The following is a 14,153-nucleotide window of genomic DNA, read 5'->3' as shown; positions in this document are numbered from 1 at the left end:
TTTGATGCTCGTCAAGGACTTGGTTCGAATACTGCGGCCTACCGAGCAGAGCCGGCAGGTACGGTCGGGGAACGGAGCGGTATTGCATCACTATGCTGGGATGATAAGTCGCGCTAGACCCGCTGCGGATTGAAACTAAGATCAATCTCCGGGATTCACCCGCCTTTCACCAACTGATGTTGGACGTGCAAATGTCGACCTACCGATTGCGGAACCTGCTTTTGCCTCGCTCCATCGCTCTGATCGGAGGGAGTCCGCGACCGAACTCGGTAGGGAAGGCCATTCTCGACAATATCGTCAAGGCGCGGTTCGAGGGCAAGCTTGGCCTGGTCAATTCCCGCTATCGGGAAATATCCAACATCGCAGCCGTTGGCAGTCTCGCCGAATTGGCGTTTGTGCCGGAACTTGTGGTGATCACGACGCCACCCCCTTCGATCCCGGATCTCATTCATCGCGCAGGCGCGTTAGGGACGGCAGGGGCTCTGATCATTACCTCGGGTCTCGGGCACGGAGAGGGGTCCCTCGCCGATCAGGCAGAGAAGGCAGCGCAGAAATACGGCATGCGTCTCATTGGGCCGAACTGTCTCGGCATCATGATGCCGACCATCAAGCTCAATGCGAGCTTTTCGGCGCACATGCCGGTTGCAGGCAGCCTGGCGCTCATTTCACAGTCCGGCGCTATCGCGGCGGGGATGGTAGATTGGGCTGCTCAGCGCGGTGTTGGGTTTTCTGGAATCGTCTCGATCGGCGATCAGTTGGACGTCGATCTCGCAGATCTTCTGGACCACTTCGCGCTGGACGGTGGGACCCGCGCGATCCTGCTCTACATCGAAGCCGTCAAGGACGCTCGAAAGTTCATGTCCGCGGCGCGAGCGGCGGCGAGGGTCAAGCCGGTTGTGGTCGTGAAATCGGGCCGCGGTGCCGTCGGTGCGCAAGCTGCCGCGACACATACGGGCGCGCTGGCGGGAGCGGATGCCGTCTACGATGCGGCTTTTCGCCGGGCCGGCGTTCTGCGGGTCTCCGATCTGCGCGAGTTGTTCGACTGCGCCGAAACGCTGGGGCGGGTGGAGTCGCCCATGGGCAAGAGGCTCGCCATTCTCACGAATGGCGGCGGGATCGGCGTGCTCGCGGTGGATCGACTGGTCGAGCTCGGAGGCGTGCCTGCCGCACTCTCGCCGGTCGTCCACGACAAACTCGACGCCATCCTGCCGCCGACCTGGTCCGGATCCAACCCGGTCGACATCGTCGGCGATGCCGATGCTGCACGCTACACGCTCGCGCTCGAGGCGCTGCTCGCCGATCGAGCCAACGATGCAATTCTCGTCATGAACGTTCAGACCGCGATTGCATCCGCGAGCGCCATTGCCACGGCTGTCACCGAGTTCGTCAGTACCTATCGAAAGCAGCACCGGCGCTGGGCAAAGCCGGTTCTGGCGGCATGGGTCGGTGCGGAGCAGTCGGTCATCGAGACCTTGAGCGGGGCAGGAATTCCGAACTACCCAACGGAGGATGATGCCGTTCGCGGCTTCATGCATCTCGTTCGTCATCGGGAGGTGGTCGAATCGCTTGCCGCTGTGCCGCCGGCCATGCCGAGCTCTTTTGCGCCCGACGTCGAGGCAGCCCGCAGAATTGTAGCGACAGCCCTCGCCGACGGGCGGACCTGGCTCGATCCGGTCGAGATCAGTCGCCTGCTGGAGGCCTATGATATTGCGATGGTGCCGACGTTCGCTGCGTCCTCGGTCGACGAGGCGGTCGGATATGCGGAGCAGTTGTTCGCTCAAGGCACAACTGTCGTGCTCAAGATCTTGTCGAGAGATATCATTCACAAATCCGACGTCGGCGGTGTCGTGCTCAATCTCACTACGGCCGAGGCCGTGCGTAACGCCGCGAACGAGATCATGGCCCGCGCGAAGGCCGTTCGGCCCGACGCACGGATTTCCGGCGTGATCGTGCAAGCCATGATCGTCCGCGCCAAGGCGAGGGAGCTGATCATGGGCATTGCCGACGATCCGACCTTTGGAACCGTGATCGTGTTCGGCAGGGGCGGTACCGCCGTCGAGATCATCAACGACAAGGCGCTCGGTCTGCCTCCGCTCGATCTCCATCTGGCGCGAAACCTCATCGAGCGGACGCGCGTCTCACGATTGCTGCGCGCCTATCGTGATGTCCCAGCGGTCAAGCCCGATGCAGTCGCACTGGTGCTGGTCAAGCTTGCGCAGCTTGCAGCAGACGTTCCGGAGATTCGCGAACTCGATATCAATCCGCTGCTCGCCGACGAGAGCGGCGTCATGGCCGTCGATGCGCGCGTCGCCGTCGGCAGGGTTCCGCCGAAATTCAAAGGCTCTGGTCCGTCGAATTTCGCCGTTCGGCCCTATCCGAGCCAATGGGAGCGGCATCTCCAGGTCAAGGACGGCTGGCGGATCCTTGCGCGGCCGATCCGACCCGAGGATGAGCCAACCATTCATGAGTTCCTCAAGCATGTCACTGCGGAAGACCTGCGTCTTCGATTCTTTGCTCCAATGAAGGAGTTCACGCACGAGTTCATCGCGCGCCTGACGCAGCTCGACTATGCGCGCGCGATGGCTTTTGTGGCTCTCGATGAAGCGACAAACGAACTGGTCGGCGTCGTGAGGATTCACTCCGACTCGGTCTACGAGAGCGGGGAATACGCGATCCTGTTGCGGTCGGATCTCAAGGGACGCGGACTCGGCTGGGCATTGATGCAGCTGATCATCGAATACGCCAAGTCGGAGGGCCTGAAGATGATCTCCGGCGACGTCCTGCAGGAGAATGTCGTCATGCTGGAGATGTGTAGGAATCTCGGTTTCGAGGTCAAAACCGATCCAACCGAGCGCGATCTTTGCAATGTCAAACTCAGGCTCTAAGCTCAGATCTTCGGTGTCCTCTCACCCGGTCCATCGGTTCAGGTCGGATGGTGGTCGTCATTGGACGGCGGACTCGCCGCCTCGCCTTCGGAAGCGCCATGCGAGCGGAGAGTTCTGATGATCATCGTCGCAATGGGAACGATGAGCAGCGGAATGAGGCTGTTGAGCGGATGGTTGACCACGCTCGAGATTCGGGACTGCAAAGCTCGTGCTTCCAATTGCAGCGAGTCCATCGCCGAGGAGTGAATCTCGTTGGCTAGTTCGAGTTCCCGGCCGGACGGTGCACGGGATGCGATGATCAGCAGGATCGCCGCAATCGCGATATTGCAGGCTCCGAGTGCCGCGGCTGCCACGACCGCGGAGGTGACCTGGACCAATGCAAGATAAGCCGCCAGCTCGAACATCAGGAGGCCAAAGACGGCGATCAGCGCCGCAAAGGCCCGGAGGCCAAGCCCGACGAGCAAGTGCCGAAGCCTGATGTCGGCAATGACCCGGTCCGTCCGCCAGAGAAGGCGTAAATGTTTAACGACATTTTCGGTATCCACTTAAGTTCTCCGCAGCAGGAGGCCAACGGCAAGCCCGAGGGCGAAGGCCGAAGCCGTCGCCACGATCGGACGATCCCTGATCATTCGTTCCACCTGAACGTCTGTCTCGCTTAGACGCATGTCTAGCGCCTCGATCGCTGCAGCGAGCATTCCGGCGGCTGGTTGCGCGTCCGGTTGTCACGCGGCGTACCCGCGCCCCGCAACAGCTGGCTTAGCTCTCGCGTCAGGCTCTCCAGCTGGGTCCGGAGGGTCGTCGGGTCGATGGCCATGTTTTGTCCTTGCGTCAAGATCACTGTAGAACGTAGCTCGGCACGATGCTTGATTTCGCTCAACCCGTTGCGCTGACGGGATTGACGCAGATCAAGCGAGGCAGATCGGCGCGATTTAGGAACGGGTGTGCCTCGGCACGCCGACTGAGGGAGACATCCAATTGCGTGCTCATCCGGGACTGACCGCGGCGACGACGGAGGATGTGCTCGAGCTTCGTCCGAGCGGATCATGGGTGTCCCTGAACGTGGCAGAGCTCGAGAGCTTGACCAGCTCTGTCGGCAACAGCATCAACAGCGCGACCGCCGTGAAGCTCGATCTTGGGGCCGTCAGCGAAATCGATACCGTCGGTGCTTGGTTGCTTGAGAAGCTCGGCCGCCGGGCTGCTGCGGGCGATCGTCGGGTCGAGATAATCGGGGTAGCAGAAAACTACATCGGCCTCGTCGAGGAGGTCCGGCAGGTCAATCGACGAGTCGTCGAGCCGGCACCGAGACTGAACCCGATCCTCGCCAAACTCACCGACCTCGGTCGTTCGAGTCTGGGGGCCGCCCAGGACATCAAGGTGTTTCTGGACATGTTGGCCGCGCTGTTCTTTGCGCTGCTGCGCACGCTGCGCCGGCCTCAATCTCTGCGCGTGACCTCCCTCGTCTATCAGATGTACCGCATCGGGTGGCAGGCCATTCCAATCGTGGTGTTGATCACATTCCTGATCGGCGCCATCATCGCCCAGCAGGGGATCTTCCATTTTCGACGTTTCGGTGCCGAGTCTTACGTCGTCGACATGGTCGGAATTCTGGTCCTGCGCGAGCTTGGCGTTCTGATCGTCGCGATCATGGTGGCAGGGCGGTCGGGAAGCGCCTACACGGCCGAGCTTGGATCGATGAAGATGCGCGAGGAGATCGACGCGCTGGTGACGATGGGACTTGATCCTGTCGAGGTGCTGATTCTGCCCCGTATCGTTGCGTTGATCTTGACCTTGCCAATTCTCGCCTTCATCGGCTCGATGGCTGGCCTGTATGGAGGAGGGCTGGTGGCCCAGCTCTATGGCGGCATGGGACCGGCAATCTTCATCGCCCGGCTACACGATGCCATCTCGGTGACGCACTTCGAAGTGGGAATATTGAAGGCGCCGTTCATGGCCCTGGTGATCGGCATTGTTGCCTGCAGTGAGGGACTTCGTGTGAAAGGTAGTGCCGAATCGCTGGGGCAACAGACTACGACATCCGTGGTGAAATCCATTTTCCTGGTCATCGTGCTCGATGGTCTTTTCGCCGTGTTTTTTGCGTCCATTGGAATGTAGCGATGGATGATCTTGGCGTGTCCAGCGCGATCCGCGTGACCGATCTCGTTGTCGGGTTCGGCCGGCAGCTCGTTCTGAACAATCTTTCGCTCGACGTTCGTCGCGGTGAGATTCTCGGGTTGGTTGGCGCGTCGGGCGGCGGAAAATCCGTCCTGATGCGGACGATCATCGGACTCATTCCTCGGCGCAGCGGGACCATTGAGGTCATGGGGACAACCGTTGGGGGCGCCGAGGAGCGGACGACGCAGGCTGCAGCGAAGCGCTGGGGAATTCTGTTCCAGCAGGGTGCTCTGTTCTCGTCACTGACGGTCAAACAGAACGTACAGTTTCCGCTGCGCGAGAGCCTGCAGATGTCGCAGGAGTTGATGGATGAGATCGCGATAGCCAAGCTCGAAATGGTCGGCCTTCGCGCAGAGGACGGTGATAAATTCCCAGCCGAGCTATCCGGCGGCATGACGAAGCGCGCCGCGCTGGCGCGCGCCCTCGCTCTCGATCCGGCGATCGTATTTCTTGATGAGCCGACCTCCGGCCTCGATCCGATCTCCGCCGGCGACTTCGACGCCCTGATCAAGACGCTCCAGCTGACGTTGGGATTGACGGTGTTCATGGTGACCCATGACCTCGCCAGCCTCAACACGGTCTGCGACCGTGTCGCTGCGTTGGCCGATGGCAGGATCGTGGCGATTGGTCCTATGAGCGACCTCCTCCGATCAGAACATCCATGGGTCAAAGCCTATTTTCACGGCAAGCGATCCCAGATGCTGCAACCAAAAGCGAGTTGAAAGATGGAAACCCGTGCGCCCTTCGCTGTCATCGGCGGCTTCGTGCTGGCGGCCATCGTCGCGATCTTTGGCTTCGTTTACTGGCTCAACAACACCGGAGGACTCGGGCCTCGCACGACCTATCACGTGCAGTTCGAGGGCTCGGTGCCCGGCCTGCTGGTCGGGGCTGCCGTTCTGTTCAACGGAATCCGGGTCGGCGAGGTGACTGAGCTCGGTCTGGCGCCGAACGATCCGCGTCGGGTCAACGCAACGATTTCCGTGGCGTCGACGACCCCGGTGCGCGCCGACACCAAAGTAGGGTTGGAATTTCAGGGGCTGACCGGAGTGCCGGTGATCGCGCTGGAGGGCGGCGCGTCTGCAGGAGCGGCGAGTGCCGTATCGACCTTGATTGCAGAACCAGGCGCCGGACAAAGCATGACGCAGGCCGCCCGGGACGCCCTGCGGCGTGTCGACGCAGTTCTTGCGGAGAATGCCGGGCCGCTCAAAGATACGATCGCCAACCTCAAGACATTCTCGGACGGCCTCGCGCGGAATACCGGCAAGCTCGATGGAATCGTCTCGGGTCTGGAGAAAATGACGGGAGGCGGTGCTCCAGCACAGAAAGTCACCTATGATCTGAGCGCGCCAAGAGAACTGGGGCCGGTCAACAAGACCATCAAGGGTCAGCTCTCGATACCTGAGCCCACGGCCGTGGCGATGCTGCAGACTCAGCGCATGCTGTTCACGCCCACAAAGGACTACCCCGGGTTCGGTGATTTCCTGTGGGCTGACAGCATCCCCAAGTTGTTGCAATCACGTCTGATCGATGCCTTCGAGAACTACGATGTGGCCCACGCTCCGCTGCGGACATCCGATCTGGGCCAGCCGGATTTTCAGCTGCTGATCGATGTCCGCCGTTTCCGGATCAATGGCGATACCGCCGCGGTGGAAATTGGCCTGTCGGCTCGCCTCGTCGACAAGAACGGCAAGGCCATCGCGTCTCGGCTGTTTGACGAAAGCCAGCCCGTTGCCCGGCTTGATCCTGCTGATGCCGTGTCCGCCTTCGATGAGGCCTTCGGCCGGATTGCCAAATCGATTCTGACCTGGACGATACAGGCGCTCTGAATCGATCGGGCTATTCCAAGCTCTTCAAATACGAGAGCAGATCGTGGATCTGCGGCGGCGCAAGCTGGAATTGGGGCATGGCCGGGTGACCAGTCATGATCCCCTCCGCGAGCGCTTCGCCCAAAGATTCGATCGGGTAGCGGAGATGGAGGCTTCGGAACGGAGGAGCCGGTTCGAACGGGCTATCTCCCGTTCGACCAATGGCGTGGCATCGTGCGCAGTGGGCCTTCGCGAAAGCCTGTCCGCGTTGCTGCGCCGTCGACGCCGCGTATGACGGGGTCGCTAACGCAATCGCGGCGAGAAGGTGGCACAGAACAAGCCGCTGCATTCACGATATCCATTGGTTGGGAGTGGCGGCCACGATAGGGCCCGGATTGTTGGTTCGTTTGATTTGAATCAATCGGAACTTCGAGCGTCCGTTAGAATGCAATCATTCTCTTTGCGCTTGGCCCACCGGAGCCCCCGTATGAAGACGTCTCTTGTTGCAATCGATTTCCACGGGCAGGCCTGTGCCGATTGTGCCGTGCGGGGATTCAGTGTCTGTGCGTCGCTCGACCAGTTCGAAATGCGCGAATTCGAGCACCTCAGCCGCCGAGCGCATTTTGCGACCTGCGAGACGGTTTTCGCGCAGGAAGACACATCGTCCTGCTTCTACAATTTATTGGATGGGGTCATGAGGCTCTACAAGCTTCTCCCCGACGGACGCAGGCAGATCGTCGGATTTGCGCTCCCCGGTGACTTCGTCGGCATGACGACGGAGGAACGGCACGGATTTTCGGCTGACGCGATCGGTCCCGTCACCGTCTGCCAGTTCGCGAAGGGACCGTTCGGACGCTTTGCCGAGGACAAGCCGAATCTGCTGCGCCGGATGAACGAACTGGCCGTGCAGGAGCTGAATCAGGCGCGTGATCACATGGTACTTCTTGGGCGCCGATCAGCCGAGGAGAAGGTCGCGACATTCCTCGTTGGCTGGAGGGATCGGCTGGTGGAGCTTCGGGGACCCTCTAACATGGTACCGTTGCCGATGAGTCGGCAGGATATCGCCGACTATCTCGGGCTCACCATCGAGACCGTCAGTCGAACGTTCACGAAGCTCGAACGGGAGGGCATCATCGCGATCCTGCCCGGGGGCGTCTCGCTTCGGGACTCGGCACGAGCCGAAGCAATGGCTGCTGCCTGACATCGTTGGCGAAATCCGCATTGCATTGATCTGGATCAAGGACTGTCGCGCAGCCGGTAGGGAACTGTATCTCAAACTCGAACAGGGGAGAGAGACATGCCGCTCGACGCTATGTTGGTCAGCTTTGCAGTTGTGGGGGTCTTTGTCGGGTTCGCCGCGGTCCTGCTTTGGGCTGATTCACAGACAAGGCATCGGGTGTGAGGTACAGGCTACCCTTGGACTGCGGCATCTTGCGCTCAGAAGAGTAGCGCTGCTGGTCCGACGGGGCGGCTGGACGATTCCCACGCGCTGCACAATGTATGCCGGGCCCGTATCGGCGGCGGAAACGCCTCCGGCGTCGATTGGCACATGGCTTCGCCGTTGAGCGTTCGCCGCATTTTCCTGGACAATCCGCCGATCTGCCGTATTCCGAGGTGCAATGAAATCGAGGATCGGTGGTCGCAAGTCTGAGGGATCGTCTTTGCTGGTGGCTGTAGGCGTGTCCATAGTCCCCTGACATTCGCGGGGCTTTGGCCACCGGCTTTGGACCTCTCCCTTGGGCGGCGGTATTCGGACGCCTGGGAGATGCGGTGTGGCTGAGGAAAAGCGGGCGAGCGTCCGACCTACCAACAACGGCAAGCTGTCGGTGCTGCGTCAGCATCCGATTTTTCGTGAACTCGAGGCTGATGCGGTCGATCAGCTCTGCCGCTACGCCAAGCCGACATCGCTCAAGCGCGGTGCAACCATCTTCTCAAAAGGCGATCCCGGCTCGAGCTTGTATGCCGTGATCAGTGGCACCGTCAAAATCAGTGTCTCGTCGCCCGACGGCCGCAATGCTATCCTGAACCTGATCAGCGCCGGCGAGATATTCGGCGAAGTCGCCGTGCTCGACGGACGAGAACGTACAGCCGATGCAACGGCCAATACGAACTGCGAGATCCTGGTCATCGATCGGCGCGAATTCCTGCCGTTCGTAAAGAGCCAGCCGGTGCTGGCAATGAAGTTCATCGAGCTGCTTTGCGATCGGCTGCGCTGGACCAGCGACCAGGTCGAGCAGGTCATCCTTCAGGATCTTCCCCGCCGCCTTGCCAGTGCGCTGCTCGGCCTGACCGACAAGCGCAAGCTGGATGCCGCGAGCCGCACCATTGCCATCACGCAGCAAGAGATCAGCGAAATGGTCGGCATGACGCGGGAGAGCATCAACAAGCAGTTGCGTGCATGGGCGGCGCGGGACTGGGTCCGCCTCGAGCACGGGGCGATCGTGCTTCTGAACCCCGAGCCGCTACGCGGATTGGCGGAGGCTGGTCAAGACGAAGACGAGTAGGGGCGGCGAGGCATTTTCCGGCGTCCTACCTAGCCGATGATGGCCGTATCTCGCCGGCGGCGAGCTGGATTTCGGGGGCGGCGGACGACCAAATCCTTGGCCGGACCCGCTGGCCGTGGGGGATGGCCCTCGCGATAGGCGATCACGATGCAGAGCAGGATCAGCGAGAAGCCGAGCAGCGGCCCCGGGAATACACCCGCCATGAACAGCGCGCTGATCGAGATCGTCCCGCCGGTCGCGAGCGCGTGAAGGACGGCGTTAGGGCTTGGTGGCACCAGCACAACAGGACGGCCATCGCCTCGGGCCAGGAAGCGGCGCCGTTCAGGACGTAGCGGGTGAAGACCGCCCAAGGGATGACGGCTGAGATCAGCACGAGCGCCGTTACGCCCACGATGACGCAAGCGGGATACAGTGCATCCATCGCCCGGCGATAGAGTCCGGCCATCGTAAGCCTCCTGATCGTCCGAACCGAGCGTGCGGTCTATGCGATGTCCTGAATGCGCTTGATCATTTCTTGGTACTTCGGACCGTATTTGTCCCAGACCGGCTTCACGGCCTTCTGGAACGGCGCCTTGTTGGCGATTTCGACGATCTCGGAGCCACCGGCCTTGGCCTTCTCAATCGCTTCCCGCTCGTAGGCCTTCCAGAGTTCGCGCTCCTCCATCTGCGCTTCGCGCGCGAACTTCTTGATCAAGGTCTGGTCGTCGGTCGACAGGTTTGCCCAGGACCGCTTCGAGAACACGAGGATTTCCGGAATGACGAGATGCTGGGTGAGCGAATAGTACTTCGCGGCCGTGCAATGATTGCTGGAGACGTAGCTCGGCGGATTGTTTTCGGCCCCGTCGATCACGCCGGTCTGCAGCGCGCTGAAGACCTGATCGTAGCCCATCGCGACGCCGTTGCCGCCGAGCGCGTTCATCATGTCGATGAAGATGGGATTGCCGATCACGCGGATCTTCAGCCCCTTGACGTCCTCGACCGTCCTGATGGGCTTCTTGGTGTTGTAGATGCTGCGCGCGCCAGAATTCATCCAGCAGAGTGCGACGAGATTTGCGCTGGCATTGGCGCTGACGCGGTCCAGAAGGTCCTGACCGATCGGACCGTCCATCATCTTTTCAGAATGTTCGATGCTCTTGAACAGGAAGGGCATGTTGACGACGTTGACGTCGTCGACGATCGGGCCGAGCGCGCCGGCGCTGACCCGCAGTATCTGGATCGCCCCGATCTGGGTCTGCTCGATAGTCTCTTTCTCGCCGCCGAGCTGAGCGGAGGGATACATCTGGATCAACAGCCTGCCGTTGGTTGCCGCTGCAAGCTTCTTGCCGAGGTTTTCTGTTGCTGCAACCGTCGGATAACCCGGCGGCTGAACGTCGGATGCCTTGAACACCGCCTTCGATTGCGCAAGGGCGGCCGAGATCGGCGGCAGCGTTGCAACGCCCGCAAAGCCCACGCTCAGTCTGATGAAATCGCGTCTTTTCATGGCGTCTCTCCGACGGAATGATCGTGTCGCCGCAAGGTTCGATGCGATCATCTCGTTAGCCTGGTTGATCGAAATACTCTGGATTCTTGGTCTGAATTTCAGAGATGTCGTCGAGCAGGCGTTCCAGATGACTCGCCATGGCAGCCCTGGCACGATCCGGATCGCGCCGTTCGATGGCCTGGAGAATTGGTTCGTGCTCTGCGATCACTTCGGCCATCCGTCCGATCTGCGGCAGGGTCAGTCGACGATAGCGGTCGACGTGAACCTTGACCTGAACGATCAGCTTCCAGATCCCGGGATAGCCGGCGACCTCGGCGATGCCAGCGTGAAACATCTCGTCCGCCTGGTGGAAGGCTTCGCGATCCTTTGCGGCGCAGGCCTCGCGCTGACGTTCGAGGGTCGCATGCAGGTTGAGCAACTGGCTCGATGTCGCATGCTCGGCCGCCATCCGTGCGGTCGTCTCTTCGAGAGACTTTCGGATGATGATGGTCTCGGGGAGTGCTGCGACCGGAATGCGCGAGACGAAGATGCCGGACTGCGGAAAGATCTCGACCAGCCCTTCGTCCGCGAGTTTCAGAATGGCCTCGCGGACCGGTGTCCTGCTGACGCCATAGGCCGTCGCGATCTGCGCTTCCGAAATCGGTTCGCCCGGCAGGCGCACGAGCGACACGAGTTCGGACCTGAGATCGGTGTAGATGCGTGACGCTGCTGTCGCGCCGCGGGGGCGACCATTGCGGCGCATGCGGGCGACCACGGGCCGTGGCGCTGCGGCCAATTTCCTCGGGGGTCGACCGGACATCTTCGTTTCCTCAGCTGATATATTAATATATGAAACTGGCTTTGCAATCGAAATTGCCGTCAGCTGAGGACTCGTGATGGTGCACTGCGCTGTACGCAGGCAGCAACCACGAGCACGCAACAGAGCCTATCGTCTTTTCTTGCCGTCTTCATCTCGCCCCTAACGCCGGATCGGCCGTTGTCGGCGGCGACTTGTCCACATCCAGAAGCAAATCTGCGGTGGAGCAGACACGCACGAATCTCGTTCGTGCGAATGCCTCGCGAATGCTCTCGGCGGATGCATTCTTTGATGCTACCAATCGGGCATGAACCAGCAGACTCGGGTCGATATCCGCCATTCTACCTGCCCGCACGATTGTCCGTCGGCCTGCGCGCTCGACGTCGAAGTGCTCGATCGGAAGACGATCGGCCGCGTTCGCGGCTCGAAACGGCAGACCTATACGGCTGGCGTGGTTTGCGCCAAGGTCGCGAGATATGCCGAGCGGATTCATCATCCTGAAAGGCTGATGCATCCGATGCGTCGCATCGGTCCGAAGGGCTCAGGGCAATTCGCACGCATGTCCTGGGACGAGGCATTGGACGAGATCGCGGAGCGATTTCTCCAGGCGGAGCGCGACTTTGGCGCTCAGTCGGTCTGGCCGTATTATTACGCGGGCACGATGGGGCTCGTGATGCGCGATGGCCTCAATCGTCTCACCCATGTGAAGAAGTATTCGCGGTTCTACTCGACGATCTGCGCCAATGTCGCGCGTATCGGCTTTGCCATCGGCACTGGGAAGATCGCCGGCGTCGATCCGCGGGAGATGGCGCTCTCGGACCTGGTCGTGATTTGGGGCACGAACCCGGTGAACACGCAGGTCAATGTCATGACTCATGCCGCGCGCGCCCGAAAAGAGCGGGCCGCCAAGATCGCGGCGATCGATGTCTACGACAATGAGACGATGAAGCAGGCCGACATCAAGATCATCCTGCGCCCGGGCACAGACGGCGCCTTTGCCTGCGGCGTGATGCACGTGCTGTTTCGCGATGGCTTTGCCGACCGCGCCTATATGGAGAAGTACACGGACTGCCCTGCGGAACTCGAAGCGCATCTGCAGACGCGGACGCCGCAATGGGCATCGCAAATCTCTGGCGTTCCCGTGGCCGAGATCGAGGCGTTCGCCCGTCTGGTCGGAGAGACGAAGCGGACCTTCTTCCGACTGGGTTATGGCTTCACCCGCAGCAGGAACGGCGCGACGCAGATGCATGCGGCATCCTGCATTCCCGCCGTGACGGGCGCCTGGCAATACGAAGGAGGCGGTGCCTTCTTCAACAACGCGGCGCTGTGGCATTTCGACGAGTCCATCATCGAGGGCCACGACGCCGTGGATCATTCCACTCGCTTTCTCGATCAGTCCCAGATCGGGCGCATCCTAACGGGAGACGCGGTGGCCCTCTGTGGCGGCCCGCCAGTCAAGGCGATGCTGATCCAGAACACCAATCCGATGACGGTGGCACCCGAGCAGGAGCTGGTTCGCAACGGATTTGCGCGCGAAGACCTTTTCGTCGCCGTCCACGAGCAGTTCATGACCGAGACGGCGCAGATGGCGGACATCGTGCTGCCCGCCACGATGTTCATGGAGCATGACGATCTCTATTACGGCGGCGGCCATCAGCACATTTCGGTCGGACCGAAGCTGATCGACCCGCCCGGCGAGTGCCGGTCCAATCATGAGGTGCTGCAGGGCCTAGCGCGCCGGTTGCGGGCGGTGCATCCGGGCTTCGAGATGTCGCCGCGCGAGCTGATCGATGCGACGTTGAAGAAGAGCGGCCATGGCGATATCGCCGGGCTCGAGGCCGATGTCTGGCGTGACCTTCAGCCGGACTTTCGCACCTCGCACTATCTCGACGGTTTCGCGCACAGGGACGGTAAATTCCACTTCAAGGCCGACTGGGCTCATCCGCCATTCGGCCGCGTCATGGGCAATCCGGAGCGCATGCCGTCATTGCCCGACCATTGGGCGGTGACCGAAGAGGTCGATCAGCAGCATCCGTTCCGGCTTGCGACAAGTCCGGCTCGCTCGTTCCTCAACACCTCCTTCAACGAGACGCCATCGTCGCAGGCGCGGGAAGGGGGCCCCTCCGTCATGATCCATCCGCTGGATGCAGCCCCGCTCGGCATTGTCGACGGCGACATCGTCACGCTCGGCAATGAGCGCGGACAGACCTCGCTTGCCGCCCGGCTGTTCGACGGAGTTCAACGCGGGGTGCTGATCGCCGAATCGATCCATCCCAATCGCGCCCATATCAGTGGACGGGGCATCAACGTGCTCACCGCAGCCGACACCGTCGCTCCGATCGGGGGCGCTGCCTTCCACGACAACAAGGTCTGGCTGCGCAAATCGGCGGGCTGACCAGCTCGGCAAAGCCGAGTTATCAACATCCCTTTTGCTTCCAAGGCGTTATTCACCTCTCACGCCTAGGACGGGCCGTTCATAGGATTATTTTACCTTTATCTGGCCTCTTGCAT

12 protein-coding genes are annotated in these 14,153 nt (G+C 61.2%); 7 read left to right on the top strand and 5 right to left on the bottom strand.

What is annotated here, in order from left to right; all coding sequences use genetic code 11:
- Positions 1–191 precede the first annotated feature (191 nt).
- Positions 192–2,885, top strand: a complete 2,694-nt coding sequence (locus QW863_RS23690; RefSeq protein ID WP_315712948.1) for a bifunctional acetate--CoA ligase family protein/GNAT family N-acetyltransferase — start codon at positions 192–194, stop codon at positions 2,883–2,885.
- A 38-nt stretch (positions 2,886–2,923) separates the two neighbouring features.
- Here QW863_RS23690 and QW863_RS23685 read toward each other — a convergent pair whose 3' ends face one another.
- Complete coding sequence (locus QW863_RS23685) at positions 2,924–3,430, bottom strand: phage holin family protein (protein WP_315712946.1); 507 nt, start codon at positions 3,428–3,430, stop codon at positions 2,924–2,926.
- Positions 3,431–3,860: 430 nt separating this feature from the next.
- Between QW863_RS23685 and QW863_RS23680 the strand changes: the two genes are divergently transcribed.
- Genes QW863_RS23680 through QW863_RS23670 form a run of 3 tightly spaced genes read left to right on the top strand, consistent with a single transcriptional unit; the run spans position 3,861 to position 6,883 of the window.
- Positions 3,861–4,997 (top strand): ABC transporter permease, encoded by a 1,137-nt coding sequence (locus tag QW863_RS23680; RefSeq protein WP_315712945.1) that lies wholly within the window; start codon positions 3,861–3,863, stop codon positions 4,995–4,997.
- Positions 4,998–4,999: 2 nt separating this feature from the next.
- Positions 5,000–5,779, top strand: coding sequence for an ABC transporter ATP-binding protein (locus QW863_RS23675; RefSeq protein WP_315712944.1), 780 nt, complete (start codon positions 5,000–5,002; stop codon positions 5,777–5,779).
- Positions 5,780–5,782: 3 nt separating this feature from the next.
- Complete coding sequence (locus QW863_RS23670; RefSeq protein WP_315712943.1) at positions 5,783–6,883, top strand: ABC-type transport auxiliary lipoprotein family protein; 1,101 nt, start codon at positions 5,783–5,785, stop codon at positions 6,881–6,883.
- A gap of 10 nt (positions 6,884–6,893) precedes the next feature.
- Here the strand turns inward: QW863_RS23670 and QW863_RS23665 are convergent, their stop codons facing one another.
- Positions 6,894–7,211: a cytochrome c gene (locus tag QW863_RS23665; RefSeq protein WP_315712942.1), complete on the bottom strand. Its 318-nt coding sequence runs from the start codon at positions 7,209–7,211 to the stop codon at positions 6,894–6,896.
- 138 nt (positions 7,212–7,349) lie between these two features.
- Here QW863_RS23665 and QW863_RS23660 point away from each other — a divergent pair, with 138 nt between their 5' ends.
- The gene (locus QW863_RS23660; RefSeq protein WP_315712941.1) at positions 7,350–8,063 is read left to right on the top strand and encodes a helix-turn-helix domain-containing protein; all 714 of its coding nucleotides are present in this window, start codon (positions 7,350–7,352) and stop codon (positions 8,061–8,063) included.
- Between the two features lie 571 nt (positions 8,064–8,634).
- Positions 8,635–9,366: a Crp/Fnr family transcriptional regulator gene (locus QW863_RS23655; RefSeq protein WP_315712940.1), complete on the top strand. Its 732-nt coding sequence runs from the start codon at positions 8,635–8,637 to the stop codon at positions 9,364–9,366.
- Between the two features lie 29 nt (positions 9,367–9,395).
- Here QW863_RS23655 and QW863_RS23650 read toward each other — a convergent pair whose 3' ends face one another.
- The 3 genes from QW863_RS23650 to QW863_RS23640 all read right to left on the bottom strand — a co-directional run bounded on the left by QW863_RS23650 (position 9,396) and on the right by QW863_RS23640 (position 11,588).
- Positions 9,396–9,641: a TRAP transporter large permease subunit gene (locus QW863_RS23650; RefSeq protein ID WP_315712939.1), complete on the bottom strand. Its 246-nt coding sequence runs from the start codon at positions 9,639–9,641 to the stop codon at positions 9,396–9,398.
- Positions 9,642–9,847: 206 nt separating this feature from the next.
- A complete protein-coding gene (locus tag QW863_RS23645) occupies positions 9,848–10,846 on the bottom strand; it encodes a TRAP transporter substrate-binding protein (RefSeq protein WP_315712938.1) in 999 nt (332 codons plus the stop codon).
- Between the two features lie 55 nt (positions 10,847–10,901).
- Complete coding sequence (locus QW863_RS23640) at positions 10,902–11,588, bottom strand: GntR family transcriptional regulator (protein ID WP_315713634.1); 687 nt, start codon at positions 11,586–11,588, stop codon at positions 10,902–10,904.
- Positions 11,589–11,949: 361 nt separating this feature from the next.
- On the opposite strand from QW863_RS23640, the gene QW863_RS23635 reads away from it, so the two are divergent.
- Positions 11,950–14,037, top strand: coding sequence for a molybdopterin oxidoreductase family protein (locus tag QW863_RS23635; RefSeq protein WP_315712937.1), 2,088 nt, complete (start codon positions 11,950–11,952; stop codon positions 14,035–14,037).
- The last annotated feature ends 116 nt before the right edge of the window (positions 14,038–14,153 follow it).

This window comes from Bradyrhizobium sp. SZCCHNR1017, from assembly GCF_032381375.1.
GTDB lineage: Bacteria > Pseudomonadota > Alphaproteobacteria > Rhizobiales > Xanthobacteraceae > Bradyrhizobium.
Note: the sequence above shows the minus strand (reverse complement) of the source record. Positions and strands in the feature narration are given on the sequence as shown.